A 19361-nucleotide genomic window follows, 5' to 3' on the forward strand; every position below is an offset into this window, starting at 1 on the left:
GCTTGGGCGGGAGTTCGAGCGGGTGCATCCGGATGTTTATGTGCCGTTGGGGGCTGTGTTGGATGCTCGGGGGCGGGCTCTTGCGGCTGGGGAGTGGGCTAAGGGGGAGGGGGTTTTGGTGGGGTTTTCGGCTGCGGCTTTGCACGGGACTCGTTGGCTGGAGGATCGGCCTGCGGAGATCGCGTTGCCTCGGCGGGCCAGGGCGCAAGCGGGGTTGCGGGTGTATCGGGACGAGATCCCGGATGACGAGGTGTGCCGAATCGACGGATTTCGCTGCACCACCCCCGTGCGCACTGGCTACGATTTGGGCCGCCGCCTCGAATTCGATGATGCAGTCGCAGTTCTCGACGCGCTCTGCCATCGGACGGGCCTCACCCCCGGCCGAGTCGCCACCCTCGCCGAACGACACCACGGTGCCCGAGGCGTCGCCCGCCTGCGCCGAGTCCTCCCATTCGTAGACCCCGGCGCCGAATCCATCCCCGAAACCCGCACCCGCCTACTCCTGGTCCGAGCCGGCTTCCCCACCCCCGAAACCCAGATCCAAATTTACCGAAACGGCCGCCCATTCGCCCGCCTCGACATGGGCTGGCGCCAACACAAGGTAGCCGTCGAATACGACGGCGCCCACCACTGGACCAACCGAGCCCAAAGAGCCTGGGACATAGACCGAGAAGCCCACCTCTCCTCCCTAGGCTGGACCCTGATCCGAGTAAGCGCCACCCAACTAACCACCCGCCCCCAAACCATCCTCACCAGAACCCACCAAGCCCTGGCCAGATCCGCGAGTGGCACATGAGGCAGGCAAAATCGGCGTGTCGCCTGCGTCATGTACCACTCGTCGGAGTTGGTGGTGGTGGCGGACTGGAGGAAGGCGGTTTGGCTACCTGGTTTGGAGGGTGCGGAGGAGAACGTCCCACTGCTGAGGGGTGAGGAGCAGAGGTGGGGTGGTGGGGGTTTTGGAGTCGCGGACGGCTACGGCGCCGCTGAGGAACGCGACTTCGACGCAGTTGCTGTCGGCGCCGCTGTGGGAGCTCTTGAACCAGCGGGCTTCGGTGAGATCCACGTTCACATTGACTCCTTCGCTAAGCGTCGCAGCAGAGCGCGGCTGTCGATCTCGCTCAGCGCAACGTGTTGGAGCGCCGCAAACGCCTGCCGATACCGCTCGATCGTACGGTCCTTCTCCGAGTAGAGCTCACCCGTGTAGTTCTCGGTGAAGACCGTCGTGGGCTCGATCGGCTTACCTCGCCGGTCCTTGCTGAATTCCAGAATTACGAAGGGGCCGATCTGGCCGCCGAGTGGTGCACCGGCTGAGAACGGGACGACCCGCAGGGATACGTTCGGGCCAGTGCTGAGGTCGGCTATGTGCTTGAGCTGGGTGATCATCGCCTTGCGGCTTCCGACCACGCGCCAAAGGACTGCTTCATGCAGGATGACATTCAGCGTCAACGGTTTCCGCCGTCGGCGGCAGAGCGCCTGGCGACGGATCTTGAGTTGCACCCGACGTTCTTGCTCGTCCGGCGTTTCGTTCGGAAATGCGGCCCGGACCAAGGCACGTGCGTAGTCGGCGGTCTGGAGAAGCCCGGGAACGAGGTCGGACTCGTAGGTCATCAGCATCTGTGCTGCGGACTCGAGCCGCACGAAGACGCTGAATCTCGGGCGGATGACGTCCTCGAACTCTCGCAACCAGACTTCGTCCGCAGACTCACAAGCCAATGCGAGCAAGGCGACGGTGAGTCGCTCTTCCAGCCCGTACATCTCGCACAGCTCCCGGACCACAACCAAACTCACCCGGCTGTTCTGCCCCATCTCCAACCGCTGCAACGCACTCGCGCTCATCTCCATCACCCCCGCAGCCTGCTCGATACTCATCCCCATTCCTTCCCTCGCATCCCTGAGCTGACGCCCGAGTTCGCGGAGGGGCAGGGTGCTGTTGCTCTCCTTCATGCTTTCGAATCCCCTGAGCTCTCGTGTCCCTGTCGCGGGACGTTTCGGAAGCAGACGCGGGTCCGGTGCTGGGCTTTTGCCCGGAATCGAACGGATTCCGGGAGCCCCACGCCGTCGACCCGGCCGGTGCTGTTGGCTGTTCGCGCCCTGGGTGGCGGCGAGTAACCCCGAGAACCCCGAATTGCTGTGAAACCCCTTTGACACCATAACTATTCGAATAGATGCAGGTCAAGCGGTCGTGGAGGTGGTGGTTGAAACGCAGCGGAGCCCGGCAGCGTTTGCTGCCGGGCTCCGGGTGCAATGCTGTGCCGTCAATTCCCTTCCGGGAACAACCCTTCCACTGCGGTGATGAAGAACGGGAAGTGTCCCGCGAAGCGGTGGAGGTTACGGTCGCGTTCGAAGCCGCCGAACCAGTAGAGGCCCGGCTGGCGGTCGGCGCTGGGGTTCAGGTCGCGGAAGGTGCGGATCCAGTTGTCGGCGCGGCCGGTGATGATGGTGAAGGGGAGGGCGCGGGAGAAGACCAGTTCCTGGTCGGCGGGCGGGATCGAATCGCGGCGCAGGGCGTCGAGACCGCGTTGCAGGGCGCGCACCTGGCCGGTGAGGGCGCGGCCGTGCGCGGTGCGGGTCGGCAGGAAACGTGGCAGCAGCAGGGCGGCCACACCGGCGAGGGCGATGGCGACGCCGACGAGGGCGTGGCCGGAGGTGAGCGCGAGGCCTATCGTCGCACCGACACCGACCACCAGCAGGCCGATACCCAGCCAGATCGGCAGCTTGCGTCGGGCCTTGTCGATGAAGGCGCCGCGCTCGATCGCGTCGGCCAGCATCGCCTCGCGTACCGGCCCGGCCTGTATCCGGCCGGGGGCGCGCAGTTCGGCGACGGTGACGGCCTCGGCGCCGCCGGGCAGCAGCGCCTCGTACACGGCACGCTCGTACGGACGCAGCTGATCGTCGGCCGGGTTCACCCGGGTGATACGCCAATCCGAATCGCTGATCGGCGCGATCCAGAGGTAGCGGCGCACCGCGAGATCGATGACTGTCGCGGCGATATCGGTCGGATCGGCGCTCTCGTCGAGCAGCACGCCTGCCTCGCCGGGCAGAATGCCGTCCGGGGAAGTGAACTGTGCCTTGTCGCCTTCACGCAGCACGGGGTCGATGGTGCCGGTGCCGGCATCGGCCTGCTGACGGCGAGCGCGGAACACGTACGCCGCCAACGCCGCAAGCGCCAGCAGCAGCACACCGAACGCGGCGAGCACCGGTGCGGTGATATCGAATGCGGTCGAACCGGTCTCGCGGATCTCGGCATTCGCGGGCACGGTCCCCGGCGGGATCTGCAGGGTCAGGTCGATGGCATCGCCCTTGCTGAGGTCGGTCTGTTCCAGGAAGAGCACGCCGTCGGGCTCGATGTGCACATCGGCGCACGGTTTGCTCGCGTTGGCGGGGCCGAGTTTGCAGTCCACGATGCCCATTTCGAAGCTCGGGCTGATCAGTGTCGCGGTAAGCGAGGCGATGTCGGCGTTCATCACACCGACCCAGTGGAACAGCTGGGTGCCCTCCTGCTCGCTGACGGTGTTGTTCACCGAGTAGCTGAAACTCGACTGGCCGGGATCGGCGCGCACGGTGAACAGGTCGCCCTCGACCTTCGCGGTGCCCGCGCCCTCGGCGGTGATGTCGCTGACCTCGAAAACGCGTTCGGCGCCCTCGCCCGCGGGCACCCGCAGCGGCACCGTCATGGTGAACTTGTCGCCCTCGGGTACGGTGATCTGCTCTTTGACCTCGAGCACGCCTTCGCGGCTCAGTTTCAGATCGGCGACAATGGTGATGCCGTCGGCGACAGGCTCCTGCGCATGGGCTACCGGTGTGGTCGCGGGCGTTCCCAACGTAAGCAATCCGACGATGGTGATAAGCAGCGCGCCGACGGCGCCCCCCCGAAGAGTCAGCATGAGTGCCTACTCTAAACAGCTTGCTATTCTGCGTCAGCGGCTGTCGGCGAACATGAGTAGGGGGTACGGGGGAGTGACTCAACCACCGTACGGCTATGGGCAGGTCCCGCCCGGTGGACATCCGATCCCGCCCGGGCACCACCCGAACCCCTACGGACCGCCGCCGGGTTACGGCCCGCCGCCCGGGTATCGCCCGCCGCCGGGTCCGCCGCCCGGCTACGGTCCACCGCCCGGATACGGTGCCCCACCTGGTTACGCTCCGCCGCCGGGATATGGTCAGCGCCCCCCATTTCCGCCGCCGCCCGGTCCCGGCTATCGCCCGCCGATGCCGCCACCGATTCCCTACGGCCGCCCGCCCGGCGCACCACCGCCTCGCTCCGGTGGCGGTGGCAGCAAGGTGATCGCGGTGGTGATCGTGCTGGTGCTGATCGTGGTCGGTGGCCTGGTGCGATCGGCGGTCAAGACCGGTATCGGCGATAACGCCTCGGGTCCGCGTCCGGGAATGACTTACGACAACGGCGAAACCGGGCCCGCGAAAACCGCCGACAACCCGCTGGTCATCGATACCAGCGCCACCCTGATCCCGGCGAGCTGCGATTACGCGCCGTGGGGGACCGGGGTCGAGACGGCGCGTGCGTTCTTCGACAGCGCGGAGAGCTGCCTCGAGTCCGCGTGGAAGCCGGTGCTGGAGAAGGCCGGACTGCCGTTCCAGGCGCCGACGGTCAACGTATCCGCGTCCACTGACGGCATCACCACCCCCTGCACCGGCACCACCAGCAACTTCGCCGCCTTCTACTGCCCGGCGAACAAGTCCATCTACATGCCGATCAGCCAGTTGCAGACCGACCTGTTCGGCGACAACTGGGTGGTGTACCTGTCGGTGTTCGCGCACGAATACGGCCATCACATCCAGAACATGTCCGGCATCCTGCGCGCCGCCAACAGCGAGCGCGTCGATTCCGGTGTGCGCAGCACCCGCGGCCTGGAACTCTCGCGTCGAGTGGAATTGCAGGCCAACTGCTTCGACGGCATGTACCTGTCGTCCTCGTCGCAGGGCGGCTCGCTGACCTCCTCGCAGATGAGTATGGCCCGCGACGACGCCGAACACCGCGGCGATCAGCCCGGCGACATGCGTGATCACGGCAGCACCGCCAACGGCAGCCGCTGGTTCAACACCGGCATCGACGACAACCGCACCGCCGAGTGCAATACCTTCGCCGCACCTGCCGACGCGGTGAGTTGATGAGATCGGTGATCGCTCGGCCGGTGCGGCCGGGTACGGGGAGGACGCGGCGAGGTGTACCACTCGCGTAGCAGGACACATCGTTTCGTGAACGGTCATTCGGGTTTGCCCTGCTGGGCCTGCGGCCTGTGGGCGACCGGGCGAGGTCGGGCCGCTGCGGGTATGGTTCGGCCCGCGACACGGAACCGCGCGGTCGAGACGGACAGGTCGCGACGGTGGAGGGGATGACGATATGACGCAGCCGCCTTACGGCCCGCCGCCCGGATACGGTCCGCACGGCGTTCCGCCCTATGGCCCGCCGCCACACGGTAGACCACCTGGCTACGGTGCTCCGCCGCCGTACGGAGCGCCGCCACCCTACGGAGCGCCACCGCCCTACGGCGCGCCCTTGCCGCCGCCTCCCCCGTACGCGGCTCCGCCGCCGATGCCGTACGGCCCGCCACCGGGAATGCGCCCATACGGTCCGCCGATGCCGTACGGCCGACCGATGCCGCCGCGCCGCTCCGGTGGTGGTGCCGGGGTAGCGGCGGCGTTCACGGTTGTCGGTGTCTTCATCGTCGTCAGCCTGCTCGTCGCGGCGGGATTCGCGTCGAGTTCCTCGGACGGTTCGACCTCGGCTTACACGCCGACGAGCACGCCGAGCTATACCTACAGCTCCTCGCCGTCACCGACCACGACGTATTCATCCAGCCCGACCACCACGCGGTCCAGTTCCACCACGACGCGCACCACCACAACCAGCAGCACCTCGGCCGGCCCGAAACCTGTTGCGGCGCTGGCCACCAACCCGATCTTCGACCACGCCGACACCGGCTTGAACAACATCAACTGCGGGTATCCGGCGTGGGCACCGACGGTATCGGCGGCACGCGCGTTCTTCGAGGCGCAATCGGCCTGCCTCGGCCAGATGTGGAGCGCCCTGCTCGATTACGAGAACCTGCCGTTCTCGCCGCCGGGTTTGAGTGTGACCGCGACCGCGGCCGAAACGACCTCGCCCTGCACCAGCAGCGGCGGCAACTTCGCCGCGTTCTATTGCGGCGCGAACAAGACCATCTACATGCCGCTGGACAGCTTCATGAAGAACGAGGACCCGTACGACACGGTGATCTTCATGGCGGTCTTCGCGCATGAGTACGGCCACCATGTGGAGAACCTGACCGGCATTCTGAAGCAGTCGCACCAGGAGTCATACGACGCGGGCCGCTCCACCGCGGTCGGCCTGGAACACTCGCGGCGGCTGGAACTGGCCGCTCAGTGCTTCGGTGGCATGTTCATCGGCTCGTCGACGTTCGTCGGCACGATCACCGCCGACGACGCGATGGAAACCGTGCGCGACAACTACAACCGCGGTGATTTCGCCGGCGATATGCGTGATCACGGGGCGCCGCAGAACTACGGTGGCTGGTACGAGCACGGGTATCGCAACAACCGGGTCCAGATGTGCAATACCTGGGCGGCATCGTCGGATTCGGTGTCCTGAGGTGGCGGTAGCCAATGCCCCGGCGCCCCTCACGCCCCCCGCTTCTCCTCCCGCAACCGCGCGAACCACCCCGCCGCGTCCTCCGGTGTCGCCTGCTCGCCGATGAGATCCATGACGATGTGCCCGAGGCAGGCCGCGCCGAGTACGCGTTCGGCGACTTCCATCGGATCGCCCCAGGGCAGATAGGGTTTGGCCAGCAGCAGGGAGGCGATGCCATGGGCCGCGGCCCATAGCTCGAGCACAATGGGTGTCGGGTCGCCGGGGTCGACCAGGCCGTCGTCCATCGCTGCCCGCACGGTGTCGGCGAAGTACTGGAATGCGCTGCTGCTGAGGACTTGGTCGACCGCGCCGCGGGTTTCGGCGGGTGCGGTGGCCAGCCGGTACTGCTCGGGATGGTCGAGTGCGAAGCGGACATAGGCCATGCCGAGGTGATGCAGGCGCACGATGGGGTGTGCGGCGGGGTCCTCGTCGACGGCCGTGCGCATGGCGGTGTCGAGATCCTCGAAGACCTGCGCCACCACCGCGTCGATGAGTTCGTCCTTATCGGCGAAATGCCGGTAGATCGACGGTGCGCTCACCCCGACCAGCTTGCCGACCGCGCGGATGGAGACCGCGTCGGCGTTACCGGTTCGGTTGAGCAGATCGGCGGTGGCGGCGAGGATCTCGCTGCGCAGCTGAGAGCCTGCGCCGCGCGGCGAGCGTGGTCTGCGGGCACCGATCATCGATGCCCCGCGGGTTCGGGGACCCGGGCCGTCGGTTCAGGTTCCTCACTGAGCCCGATCTTGGCGTGCAGTCGCGCCAGTGGTTTCGGCGCCCACCAGTTCGCAGGCCCCATCAGCCGCATCAGGGCGGGCGCGAGCAGGGCACGGATGATGGTGGCGTCGGCGAGCACGGTCAAGGTCAGGCCGAGGCCCATGAGCTGGATGAACGACACCTTCGAGGTGACCATCGCGCCGATCACGATCGCCATCAGCAGCGCTGCGGCGGTGAAGATCCGGCCCGTTCTCGCCACGCCGATGGCGACCGCTTCGGTGTTGTCCTCCACCGCGTATTCGTTCCCGGTACGCCGAGCGCGCCGAGCCAGCCATTCCTCGCGGATCCGCGAGAGCAGGAACACCTCGTAGTCCATGGACAGGCCGAACGCCACGCAGAACATCAGGATCGGCATGGTCGGCACCAGATAGCCCACCGGGGTGAAGCCGATCAGATCGGAGAAATGCCCTTCCTGGAAGATCCAGACCATCGCGCCGAAGGCCGCGGTCAGCGACAAGGTGTTCAACACGATCGCCTTCAACGGCAGCACCACACTGCCGGTGAACAGGAACAACACCACGAAGGTCGCCAGCGCGATCAGCAGCCCGGCCAGTGGGAGTTTGGCGCCGAGTGCGGCAAGGGAGTCGGCGTTGACCGCTGCGGCACCGGTGAACAGGGTGGGCGCCGGTGCGGGAACCGCGCGCAACTGGTCCAACTGCGCGGAACCCTCGGGGGAGAACGGGTCCAGATCGGTGGCGACCGTCAGGTACGCACCGGTGTCGTTGGCCATCTCGGGTTGGCCGGGTGCCATCCGCCTGCCCGAGACGTACACACCTGCGCTCGACAGCACCGCGGGCACGTCGTCGACCTTCGACAGTTGCGCGGCGTATTCGCCGATGGCGTTCTGGTCGTGGAAATCGTCGAGCACGATGGTGCCGCTGGCGCCGGAGTCGGCGCGCGGGAACTCCTCGCGCAGGGTGTCACCGACCTGGCGGCTGTTCGCACTGGCCGGCATCACCCGGTCGTCCGGATAGCCGAACTTCACGCCGAGGAACGGCGAGCCGAGCGCGAGCAGCAGCGCGACGATCACCACCGTGACCGGAACGGCGAACCGCATCACCTGCTTGGTGTTGCGGTACCAGAGGGTCTTTTCGGGAACCATCGGCCCGGTCGGGTGCGGCTCGCGGCCGAACATGCGCCGCACCGGAGCCCGCAGATCGAGGGCGTTGACCCGATGCCCGATCAGCACCAGCGCCGCGGGCAGCACGAACAACGCGGCCGCGGCGGCGGCGATCACGACGGCCACACCGGCGTAGGCGAACGATTTCAGGAAGTACAGGTCGAACACGCTCAGCACCGCAAGCGCCAGCGCGACCGTCACCGCGGAGTAGACCACGGTACGCCCGGCGGTCTGCACGGCACGGATGGTGGCAGCGACAGGTTCGAGGCCCTCGTCGAGTTCCTCGCGAAACCGGCTGACGATGAACAGGCTGTAGTCGATGGCGAGCGCGAGACCCATGGCCGTGGTCATGTTCAGCGCGTAGATCGACACATCGGTGAACAGGGTGACCATCCGCAGAATGGCCAGCGTCGCGACGATCGCGAACAGGCCGACCATCACCGGCAATGAGGCGGCCACCACGCTGCCGAACACCAGGATGAGCACGATCAGCGACAGCGGCACCGCAACCGCCTCGGCGACCGCCAGATCATGGGTGATCTGCTCGGTGACGTCGTGGTACACCGCCGCGACACCGCCCTGGCGGACGGTCACGCCGTCGCTGGTGCCGGTGAGTTGCTCGGTGAGCTCGCCTGCGGTCTGCTGGATCTGGGTCTCGTCGCCGTCGAGTTCGGCGATGATCAGGCCGCTGTTTCCGTCGGTGCTGCCGAGCGCGGCGGCCATCGTCGGCGGGCTGGTCCAGAACGATTGGATGCCGCTGACGTCGTCGCGGCCCTCGAGGGCGTCGACGAGTTCGTGTGCGCGAACGACGGTGGCCGGGTCCCGCAGGCCGGCCTCGGAGCTGATCAGCAGCACGAAGTTCGGGGTCGCGCCCTTGAAATTGTCGGCGAGCAGCTCGGCGGCGCGGGTGGATTCGGCGTCGTCGGTGGTGAATCCGCCGGATTTCATATGGGCCGACGCGGTGGCGCCGACGATGCCGAAGAGCACGGCGAGTGCGAACGCCACCGCGAGCACGATGCGCGGGTAGCGAGTGGTCAGGCGCGCTATTCGGATCAGCACAGGAGCCCCCTCCAATAAGTTAGTGGCGTTAGCGTAACGCGGTTAACCTGAGCGCGGAAGGGGTGGTTTTACCGTCGTCGGCGAGCTAGGGTGCGGCGGCCTCGCGGCCCGGGCACAGCCCGGTCGCCGTCGATGGTGATCCAGCCCGCCGTCGTCAGCCAACGCTGTTGCGCGAGGGCGTCGGCGGCGTCATGGAAGATCGGGGCGCCCGCGCTGTCGCGAATCCGCGTCGCCAGCTGCGGCCAGGCCTGGCTGTCGGCCTGGGCGATATGGCGGGCCACCGTCCGGCCGATCAGCGTGATCGGCTGCCCCGACACCCGGTCGCCGTACTGCTCGGAGTGGAAACGGCGTGCCGCGCACAGCGATCCGGGCTCGTCGTCGTAGGCCATCCAGCCGGCCCGCTGCGCCCGCTCGATCAACCACAAGTGCTTCACGGCGTTCGGGGCGATCTCGCCGACGCGACTGTGGATCAATGTCGCCACCGGTGCCGAACCGAGCACGTCGCGGCGGGTCGGGCCGATGCCGTCGGCCAGCCAATGCGCCTCCGAAACTGTGGCGAGCAGCCTGCCGAAATCGTCGATCCAGCGTTGGGCGCGCCTGCCGAGCCGGGCCACGCGCTCTGCTTCCCTGCGCATTTCGTTCTGGGCGGTCAAGGTGCGGATGGCGGCCATGGTCGGCACTTGGCCGCGTTGGAGCAGCTCCAGAATGGTGGACGAGGTGATCGGGTCGGCGGCGGCGGTCACCGGGAGCGATTCGCGCTCGAGGTCGAAATCGCGCGGGCTGATCGCCCGGCTGAGCAGATTCGCGGCGGCGGGATTCCCGGCGAAAGCGGTGCCGGAAAGCCAGGCGGCGGCGATGTCTTCACACGACGACACGGGTGTTCCTCCGGGTCCGGGGCGTGGATTCGTCGAACTCGGTTGTGCCCCGGCCGGGATGGATCCGACCGGGGTCACCAACCTGATGAAGATGTGGCTACCGAAGTTGCCGAAGACAGGTTAGCCAGACAGTTGCGCCGGTATGTGCGCGGTGACGGTTTCGTTATTCGTGTCGCGCCCGGCCGACCAGCGCGGGTGTTCACCTGTCGGTGCTCGCCGGTAACCTCTGGCCGTGGCTCTGTACCGGAAGTACCGACCGGCATCGTTCGCTGAGGTAGTGGGTCAGGAGCACGTCACCGACCCGCTGAGCACCGCGCTCGACACCGGGCGGATCAGTCATGCCTATCTGTTCTCCGGGCCGCGCGGTTGCGGTAAGACGTCCTCGGCGCGGATTCTGGCCCGTTCGCTGAACTGTGCGGAGGGGCCGACCTCGCGCCCATGCGGGGTGTGTTCGTCGTGTGTGGCGCTGGCGCCCGGCGGTGCGGGGAACCTGGACGTCATCGAGCTCGACGCCGCCAGCCACGGCGGTGTCGACGACACCCGTGAGCTGCGCGATCGCGCTTTCTACGCGCCCGCCGAGTCGCGCTACCGGGTGTTCATCGTCGACGAGGCGCATATGGTCACCACGGCCGGGTTCAACGCGCTGCTCAAGATCGTCGAGGAGCCGCCGGCTCACCTGATCTTCATCTTCGCCACCACCGAGCCGGACAAGGTGCTGCCGACCATCCGCTCGCGCACCCACCACTACCCCTTCCGGCTGCTACCGCCTGCCACCATGCGCGGCCTGCTCGGCCGTATTTGCGAGCAGGAGCATGTGCCCGTCGAGGAGGCGGTGTACCCGCTCGTGATCCGCGCGGGTGGCGGTTCGCCGCGTGACAGCCTCAGCGTGCTCGATCAGCTGCTGGCCGGTGCCGGCCCCGAGGGTGTCACCTATCCGCGGGCGGTATCGCTGCTCGGCGTCACCGATGTGGCGCTGATCGACGACGCCATCGAGGCGCTCGGCACCTCCGACGGCGCCGCCCTGTTCGGCACCATCGACCGGGTGATGGAGGCCGGTCACGATCCGCGCCGCTTCTCCGTCGACCTGCTCGAGCGCCTGCGCGATCTGATCCTGCTGCGTGCGGTCTCCGACGCCGCCGAACGCGGCCTCGTCGCCGCCCCCGGCGACGTCCTCGAACGCATGCACGCCCAAGCCGACAGCATCGGCCCCGCCGCCCTCACCCGCTACGCCGAACTCCTGCACGCAGGCCTCGGCGAAATGCGCGGCGCCACCGCCCCCCGCCTCCTGCTCGAAGTGGTCTGTGCCCGCATGCTCTTGCCCGCGGCCACCGACGCCGACGCGGCGGCTTTGCAGCGCCTCGAACATCTCGAGCGTCAATTCGCTACGGGTGCAATCCCTTCCGCACCAGTCGGCGGATCCGGCGCAGCTCCTGCCGCCCGGTCCGAGGGTCCCGTGCGCCCGGAGCCCGCCGACCCCAGCCGCCGTCGCGGCGCCGAAGCTCTTGCCGCCCTGCGCGAATCGCGCTCGACCAAGGGCGAACCCGAATCGCCGACTGCCGCCCCGGGGCCGGCCGCTGCCCAGCCCGGCCGCGAGCAGGCCGCTCCACAGACGCCGCCGCCGCCCGAGCAAGCCGCCCAGGAGCAGCCCGAGGCGCGGTCGGCTCAGCCCACCGCACCGCAGGTTCAGATGACCGACGGGCAGTCGGCAACCGACTCGACAGATCTGGCCGCTGATCAGTCGCCGCCGAGCGCCGAGTCGCACCCACCGGCCGCTGCGGATACCGGTATCGGACAGACAGGTACGCCACCCGAGGACCACCCGGTCGAAGCAATGGGTGGAACCGACCCCGCGCAGGCGGGTGCAGCGGCGACCGGTTCGGATACCGAACCTGCGGATCCGGACCGCGAAACCATCGGTGCAGGCCGAGGGGCAGCGGCAAGTGGGGATGCCGAGGAGACCCGCGCGGAGTCCACTGCGGAACCGTCAACCCCTAGCGGCGACCCGCTGGCCGAAGTCGAAGCAGCGTGGGCCGATATCAAGACGGAGGTGCGCAAGATCGCGGTGGCGGTGCACGCCATGTTGACCGCGGCGGCGCCTGCCCGGGTCGATGGGGACACCGCTGTTTTCGTTCATCCACATGACGCACTGGTGCGGCGGCTGTCGGAACCGCGCGGTGTGGACGCACTCCGTACGGCGATGCGGACCGTGCTCGGGCGCGATTTCGATGTGCGGTTCGAGACCGGCGCCGGGCAGACCGCCCCGCGCGGCGGTGCGGGTGCTCGCGGGCGTGGCGGCCGGGAATCCGGTGGTGGCGGGGCTCGCCGGTCCGGCGATTCCGGTGCCGACGAACCCGGCCCGGCGGGCGGGGCATCCGAGCCGGCCGCGCCGAGGAGCTTCACCCGCCCGAGTTCGGGAGCGGCCGGCGATGGGCAGTCGGCTCAGCCCGCGCCGATCGGCGGCGATGGTGCCGCGCCGACCGTCACCCGCAACGAGCGCGGCCCGAGCACTCCGCCGCGGTTCTCCCGTCCGAGCCAGGCCAAGGCCGCCGCGGTAGCTGACGACGACATCCCGCCCCCCGACTACCCCGATCTGCCCGACGATCCGGGTCCGGAGGAGTTCAGCGGCGCCGCGATCCCGCCTCCCACGCCGGAGGAAGAGCAGGAGATGCTGGCCGAATCGGCGACACCGGTGGCCCCGGGCGACCGGCAGGACCCGGACGAGGTCGCCCTGCAATTGCTCGCCTCTGAACTGGGCGCCGTTCGGCTGGAGTGAGGCGCATCGCACCCGGCCAGATGGTTGACAACCACTGATCACCCGACGTTAAGTTAACCGGAGTTCGCATCCGGCGGTAGTATGTGCGGGTGGCCGCGAGCTCACGCGAGGCGAGGTTCTATCGTATGCCCAGGCGTACGGGCGTCCTTGTCTTGCGTCGGCAGGCCCATGCCATCGTTTGTACAGCGTTAGGCGGTACGGGCGAAGGCGGGGTATCGGCAGCTCGAGTAACCATCGCGGTTGCGTGAGCAGCGCAAATTGAACATGGGCGGTGTGAGCGTGGTTCCACGACCGCACCGGGAGTACCGCGAATTGAATACACACGGTCGGTCTCATGGCCGGTCGGCGAGGTTACCCGCGCCGGTACCGCCTTGTGCGGTCCGGGCGCAACCCTAGGAAGGAAACACTCCGATATGACCACAGAGGCCTACATTTTCGAGGCCATCCGCACCCCGCGCGGCCGCAACAAGAAGGGGTCGCTGCACTCGGTCAAGCCGATCGACCTCACCACGGGTCTGGTTCAGGAGCTGCGCAACCGCTTCCCGAACCTCGACGAAGACCGGATCTCGGATCTGATTCTCGGTGTCGTTTCTCCGGTCGGTGACCAGGGTGCCGATATCGCCCGCACCGCCGTGCTGGCCGCGGGCCTGCCCGACACCGTCGGTGGTTTCCAGCTCAACCGCTTCTGTGCCTCCGGCCTCGAGGCCGTGAACCTGGCCGCGCAGAAGGTCCGCTCCGGCTTCGACGACCTCGTCATCGCAGGTGGCGTCGAATCCATGTCGCGCGTGCCGATGGGCTCCGACGGCGGCGCCTGGGCCATGGACCCGGCCACTGCCTACGACACCTACTTCGTCCCGCAGGGTGTCTCCGCCGACCTGATCGCCACCATCGAGGGCTTCTCCCGCGATGACGTCGACGCCTACGCCGTGCGTTCGCAGGATCTGGCCGCCAAGGCCACCTCCGGCGGCTACTTCGCCAAGTCGATCGTTCCGGTCAAGGACCAGAACGGCCTCGTCGTCCTCGACAACGACGAGCACATGCGTCCCGGCACCACCGTCGAGGACCTCGCCAAGCTCAACCCCTCCTTCGCCGGCCTCGGCGAAATGGGTGGCTTCGACGCGGTGGCGCTGCAGAAGTTCCACTTCGTCGAGAAGATCAACCACGTCCACCACGGCGGTAACAGCTCCGGCATCGTCGACGGCGCCGCGGTGCTGCTGATCGGTACCGAAGAGGCGGGCAAGGCCTCGGGCCTGACCCCCCGCGCCCGCGTCGTGGCCACCGCCACCAGCGGTGCCGACGCCACCATCATGCTGACCGGCCCGACCCCGGCCGCGAAGAAGGCACTGGCCAAGGCCGGCCTGACCATCGACGACATGGACCTGGTCGAGATCAACGAGGCCTTCGCCTCGGTGGTGCTCAAGTTCCAGAAGGACCTGCAGGTCCCGGACGAGAAGCTGAACGTCAACGGCGGCGCGATCGCCATGGGCCACCCGCTGGGTGCCACCGGCGCGATGATCACCGGCACCATGGTCGACGAGCTGGAGCGCCGCAACGGCCGCTACGCGCTGATCACTCTGTGCATCGGCGGCGGCATGGGCGTGGCCACCATCATCGAGCGCGTCTGACGCCCCCCGACCGACTTTCACAAGGAGAACTAACACTGTGAGCGAGACCAACATGATCGGTTGGGAGCAGGATTCGGACGGCATCGTCGTACTGACGATGGACGACCCGAACCAGGGCGCCAACACGATGAACGACCTGTACAAGAAGTCGATGTCCGACACGGTCGCGAAGCTCGAGGCCGAGAAGGACAACATCACCGGTGTGGTGCTGACCTCGGCCAAGAAGACCTTCTTCGCCGGCGGCGACCTGAAGAACATGATGAAGGTCGGCCCGGACGACGCGCAGGCGCTGATGGACCAGCTGGGCGAGATCAAGGGCGCGCTGCGTCGTCTCGAGCTGCTCGGTAAGCCGGTCGTCGCCGCCATCAACGGCGCCGCGCTCGGCGGTGGCCTGGAGATCGCGCTGGCCTGTCACTACCGCATCGCGGCCGACGTCAAGGGCTCGCAGATCGGCCTGCCCGAGGCGACCCTCGGCCTGCTGCCCGCCGGTGGCGGCATCATCCGCACCGTGCGCATGCTCGGTCTGCAGGGCGCCCTGATGGGTGTGCTGCTGCAGGGCCAGCGCAACAAGCCGGCCAAGGCCAAGGAAATCGGCCTGATCAACGAGGTCGTCGGTACCGTCGAGGAGCTGGTCCCGGCCGCCAAGGCGTGGATCAAGGCCAACCCCGAGGGTGGCGTGCAGCCCTGGGACAAGAAGGGCTTCAAGATCCCCGGCGGTACCCCGTCGTCGCCGGCTTTCGCCGCGAACCTGCCTGCCTTCCCGGCCAACCTGCGCAAGCAGATCAAGGGTGCCAACATGCCCGCGCCGCGCGCGATCATGTCCGCCGCGGTCGAGGGTTCGCAGGTCGACATCGACAACGCCTCGCTGATCGAGTCGCGCTACTTCGTGAACCTGCTGACCGGCCCGGTCGCCAAGAACATGATTCAGGCGTTCTTCTTCGACCTGCAGTCGATCAACAACGGCGGCTCCCGTCCGACGGATGTCCCGAAGAAGGACATCAAGAAGATCGGCGTGCTCGGCGCGGGCATGATGGGCGCAGGCATCGCCTACGTCTCGGCCAAGGCCGGCTACCAGGTCGTGCTCAAGGACGTCACCATCGAGGCGGCCGAGCGCGGCAAGAACTACTCGGAGAAGATCGAGGCCAAGGCCCTCTCCCGTGGCAAGACCACCGAGGAGAAGTCCAAGGAGCTGCTGGACCGGATCACCCCGTCCGCGGATGCGGCCGACTTCGCCGGTGTCGACTTCGTCGTCGAGGCCGTCTTCGAGAACACCGAGCTCAAGCACAAGGTGTTCCAGGAGATCGAGGACATCGTCGACGCGGACGCCCTGCTGGGCTCCAACACCTCCACCCTGCCGATCACCGGTCTCGCGGCCGGCGTGAAGCGCCAGGAGGACTTCATCGGCATCCACTTCTTCTCGCCGGTCGACAAGATGCCGCTGGTGGAGATCATCAAGGGTGAGAAGACCTCGCCCGAGGCGCTGGCGCGGGTGTTCGACTACACCCTCGCGATCAAGAAGACCCCGATCGTCGTCAACGACAGCCGTGGCTTCTTCACCTCGCGCGTGATCGGCACCTTCGTCAACGAGGCGATCGCCATGCTCACCGAGGGCATCGAGCCGGCGACCATCGAGCAGGCGGGTCTGCAGGCGGGCTACCCGGCCGCGCCGCTGCAGCTCTCCGATGAGCTGAACATGAAGCTCATGCTGAAGATCGCCAAGGAGACCGAGGAAGCGGCCGCCAAGGGCGACGCGACCATGGGCAAGAAGCGTCACCCCGCGATCGACGTCATCGAGTACCTGGTCACCGAGGGTCGTCCCGGCCGTCTGGAGAAGGCCGGCTTCTACGAGTACGACGAGAACGGCAAGCGCACCGGTCTGTGGCAGGGTCTGCGTGACCACTTCAAGACCACGGCCGACTTCACCGTGCCGATCCAGGATCTGATCGACCGCATGCTGTTCATCGAGGCGATCGAGACCCAGAAGTGCTTCGACGAGGGCGTGCTGGAGACCACCGCGGACGCCAACATCGGCTCCATCTTCGGCATCGGCTACCCGGCCTGGACCGGTGGTGTGCACCAGTTCATCGTCGGCTACCCCGGCGGCCAGGAGGGCTTCGTGGCTCGTGCCGACGAGCTGGCCAAGACCTACGGCGAGCGTTTCGAGGTTCCGGCTTCGCTGCGCAAGTAGTCATCGGTCGCGATCGACCCTGATCGCGAATGGCAAGGCCCGTCACCGTATTTCGCGGTGGCGGGCCTTCGCCGTTGCCGGGCCGGTGCGCCCGGTCACATCCGTACCGGAAGTTCACCCGGCGATTCGGTGCGGCCGATAACGTACAGACCTGTGGCAGCACGTGGACAGATGATTCGGCGACAGGCCGCGGTGGCCGCGACTGTGGCGGCGACGCTCGGGCTGGCGCCGGGCGCGTCGGCGGCTCCGGGGCCCGCGGTTCGGCTGCTCGGCGAGCAGCTCGTGCCCTTCGGCTTGGATTTCCAAGGCACGGTGGTCGGCGGCCTGTCCGGCATCGACTACCGGCCGAGCACCGGCGAATACGTCCTGATCAGCGATGATCGCTCCGATCGCGCGTCCGCCCGGTTCTATACCGCGCGGATCGGGGTGGACGAGCACGGCGTGCATCCGGTGACGTTCACCGCGACGCATTCGCTGCGCACCGCCGACGGCGCCGAATACCCTCGGGAGACCGTGGACCCGGAGGAGATCCGCGTCGACCCGTTGTCGGGCGAGTACTTCTGGTCTCAGGAGGGTTCGGGCACGGTGTACCCCGATCCGTCGGTGCGCATCGCCCGACCCGACGGCACCTTCGCCGGCGAGCTGCCGATCCCGAACAACGAACGGGTACTGCCTGATTCGGGCCCGCGCCCGAATTCGGTGCTCGAGGGCGCAAGCTTCGCCGCAGGTGGCTCGCTGTTCGTCACGGCGGTCGAGGGTCCGTTGCACCAGGATGGACCGGAGGCGACCGTTACCTCCGGCGCGCTGTCCCGGATCACAGTGCAGACCCGATTCGGCCCGGTGCTCGCGCAGTACGCCTATCCGATGGAGCCGGTGTTTGCCGAGTCCAGCCCCGGACCCGGCCGCGGTGGTAATGGCATCGCCTCGATTCTGGCCGTCGACTCGCTGAACCCGGCGAAATTCCTGGTACTGGAGCGGGCCTACGTTGACGGTGCCGGCAATAAGGTCAGGATTTTCGAAGCCGATCTCAGCGGTGCGACCAACATCCTCGACGCCCCGATCGACGAAGCCAGGCCGGTCAGCAAACGCTTGCTCGTCGACCTGGCCGATGTCGGCCTGTCCACCATCGACAATGTCGAGGGCATGACATGGGGCCCGCGTCTGCCATCCGGCGATCGGACGCTGGTGTTGGTGAGCGACAACAACTTCTCCGACCGGCAGATCACGCAGGTCATCGCGCTGGCTGTGCCGGACTGACGCAACGGCCACTGTTTTCCGGCCCTTGACCGCGCCATAGCGAAAGGCCCCGGCTCACCCGCGTCCGCGGTGTGCGGTGAGGTGCCGTCTAACGTCGGGTGCGTGGAATTCGGCGAGCATATCGAGCAGCTCACGGCGCATGCGGTGGCTTTCAGATCCGACGTCACGGCGTGCGGCCCGGACCCGGTCGTGCCTACCTGCCCGGGATGGTCTGTGCGGCAACTGGTTCGGCATTTGGCCAGGGTGTACCAGTGGGTTGAGCGGGCGTTGCGGAGCGTGCCCGCCGATCTGGAGCCGCCGCGTCCGGATGAGCCGCCTGCCGAGTGGCCGGAGCTGCTCGGCTACTGGGATAGCCGCCTCGACGCGTTGATCACCGCGCTGACCGAGATCGGACCGGACATGCCCACGTGGGTGTTCGCCGGTGCCGATACCGAGACCGCGCGATTCTGGGCCCGCAGGCAAGCCCATGAGACCGCCATCCACCGGCTCGACGCTGTGCATGCGCGGATCGGGTCCGTCGACCCCGGCGCCGTCACCCCGGTATTCGGCACCCGGTTCGCCGCCGACGGCATCGACGAAGCGCTGCGTGTGGTCATTCCCCGGCAGCTGCGTAGGCGGCCGCCACAGCGTTCGGGCAGCGTCCTTGTGCACGCGGTCGACACCGATCTCGCCTGGACCGTACGGATATCGGTCGACGGCGAACCGGTGCGCGTCGATGCGGGCGGTCCCGAGGCACCGGCCGACGCCTCCGTCAGCGGCTCCGCGGACCAGGTCTACCGCGCGCTCTGGCAGCGGCCGAGCCGGGCGGTCCGGCGCGGCGATCTGGTGTTGACCACCGCACTCACCCCACCCTGATCCGATCGCTCGCCACGCGGGGCGGGAAACCCACCCACGGGCTGCCGCGCCGAGCTACGTTGGAGTATGCGTAAGGAATACGGGTGCAGATCCGGACACCGAGCGCATGACGGCCGTCGGGCAGATTCGCTCGACCGCCCGAGAACAGGATGTGCTCGTCGGCCGCCGATTCGTCGGGAGTGCGAGGTG

At 67.7% G+C, this 19361-nt stretch carries 14 protein-coding genes; 8 read left to right on the top strand and 6 right to left on the bottom strand.

The genetic code is table 11. From position 1 onward, the window contains the following. The first annotated feature begins 580 nt into the window (after positions 1-580). A complete protein-coding gene (locus ACFXNW_RS02925) occupies positions 581-796 on the top strand; it encodes an endonuclease domain-containing protein (RefSeq protein WP_379416261.1) in 216 nt (71 codons plus the stop codon). An 84-nt stretch (positions 797-880) separates the two neighbouring features. Here the strand turns inward: ACFXNW_RS02925 and ACFXNW_RS02930 are convergent, their stop codons facing one another. From ACFXNW_RS02930 to ACFXNW_RS02940, 3 genes are all read right to left on the bottom strand, one after another. Next, the gene (locus ACFXNW_RS02930; protein ID WP_379415424.1) at positions 881-1069 is read right to left on the bottom strand and encodes a DUF397 domain-containing protein; all 189 of its coding nucleotides are present in this window, start codon (positions 1067-1069) and stop codon (positions 881-883) included. Further along, complete coding sequence (locus ACFXNW_RS02935) at positions 1066-1944, bottom strand: helix-turn-helix domain-containing protein (protein ID WP_379415426.1); 879 nt, start codon at positions 1942-1944, stop codon at positions 1066-1068. The genes ACFXNW_RS02930 and ACFXNW_RS02935 overlap by 4 nt, the downstream gene beginning before the upstream one ends. A gap of 311 nt (positions 1945-2255) precedes the next feature. Further along, positions 2256-3884 carry a DUF2207 family protein gene (locus ACFXNW_RS02940; RefSeq protein WP_379415427.1) on the bottom strand — a complete coding sequence of 543 codons (1629 nt, stop codon included), beginning with the start codon at positions 3882-3884 and terminating at the stop codon, positions 2256-2258. Between the two features lie 325 nt (positions 3885-4209). Here ACFXNW_RS02940 and ACFXNW_RS02945 point away from each other — a divergent pair, with 325 nt between their 5' ends. Beyond that, complete coding sequence (locus tag ACFXNW_RS02945; RefSeq protein ID WP_379415428.1) at positions 4210-5127, top strand: neutral zinc metallopeptidase; 918 nt, start codon at positions 4210-4212, stop codon at positions 5125-5127. Positions 5128-5596: 469 nt separating this feature from the next. Further along, positions 5597-6607, top strand: coding sequence for a neutral zinc metallopeptidase (locus tag ACFXNW_RS02950; RefSeq protein WP_379415429.1), 1011 nt, complete (start codon positions 5597-5599; stop codon positions 6605-6607). 29 nt (positions 6608-6636) lie between these two features. Here ACFXNW_RS02950 and ACFXNW_RS02955 read toward each other — a convergent pair whose 3' ends face one another. The 3 genes from ACFXNW_RS02955 to ACFXNW_RS02965 all read right to left on the bottom strand — a co-directional run bounded on the left by ACFXNW_RS02955 (position 6637) and on the right by ACFXNW_RS02965 (position 10474). Beyond that, on the bottom strand, positions 6637-7329 hold the full coding sequence (locus ACFXNW_RS02955) for a TetR/AcrR family transcriptional regulator (RefSeq protein WP_379415431.1): 693 nt from the start codon (positions 7327-7329) through the stop codon (positions 6637-6639). After that, the gene (locus ACFXNW_RS02960) at positions 7326-9599 is read right to left on the bottom strand and encodes an MMPL family transporter (RefSeq protein ID WP_379415432.1); all 2274 of its coding nucleotides are present in this window, start codon (positions 9597-9599) and stop codon (positions 7326-7328) included. Before ACFXNW_RS02960 ends, ACFXNW_RS02955 begins: the two co-directional genes overlap by 4 nt. Before the next feature lie 68 nt (positions 9600-9667). Next, positions 9668-10474, bottom strand: a complete 807-nt coding sequence (locus tag ACFXNW_RS02965; protein ID WP_379415434.1) for a hypothetical protein — start codon at positions 10472-10474, stop codon at positions 9668-9670. Between the two features lie 232 nt (positions 10475-10706). Between ACFXNW_RS02965 and ACFXNW_RS02970 the strand changes: the two genes are divergently transcribed. The 5 genes from ACFXNW_RS02970 to ACFXNW_RS02990 all read left to right on the top strand — a co-directional run bounded on the left by ACFXNW_RS02970 (position 10707) and on the right by ACFXNW_RS02990 (position 19172). Beyond that, positions 10707-13247: a DNA polymerase III subunit gamma and tau gene (locus tag ACFXNW_RS02970; RefSeq protein WP_379415435.1), complete on the top strand. Its 2541-nt coding sequence runs from the start codon at positions 10707-10709 to the stop codon at positions 13245-13247. 413 nt (positions 13248-13660) lie between these two features. Further along, a complete protein-coding gene (locus tag ACFXNW_RS02975) occupies positions 13661-14872 on the top strand; it encodes an acetyl-CoA C-acetyltransferase (protein WP_379415437.1) in 1212 nt (403 codons plus the stop codon). A gap of 37 nt (positions 14873-14909) precedes the next feature. Then, positions 14910-17060 (top strand): 3-hydroxyacyl-CoA dehydrogenase NAD-binding domain-containing protein, encoded by a 2151-nt coding sequence (locus ACFXNW_RS02980; protein ID WP_379415439.1) that lies wholly within the window; start codon positions 14910-14912, stop codon positions 17058-17060. A 153-nt stretch (positions 17061-17213) separates the two neighbouring features. Then, positions 17214-18317 carry an esterase-like activity of phytase family protein gene (locus ACFXNW_RS02985; protein WP_379415440.1) on the top strand — a complete coding sequence of 368 codons (1104 nt, stop codon included), beginning with the start codon at positions 17214-17216 and terminating at the stop codon, positions 18315-18317. Between the two features lie 102 nt (positions 18318-18419). Then, positions 18420-19172 carry a maleylpyruvate isomerase N-terminal domain-containing protein gene (locus tag ACFXNW_RS02990; RefSeq protein ID WP_379415442.1) on the top strand — a complete coding sequence of 251 codons (753 nt, stop codon included), beginning with the start codon at positions 18420-18422 and terminating at the stop codon, positions 19170-19172. The last annotated feature ends 189 nt before the right edge of the window (positions 19173-19361 follow it).

The sequence above is a fragment of the Nocardia sp. NPDC059180 genome (assembly GCF_042754945.1).
Lineage (GTDB): Bacteria > Actinomycetota > Actinomycetes > Mycobacteriales > Mycobacteriaceae > Nocardia.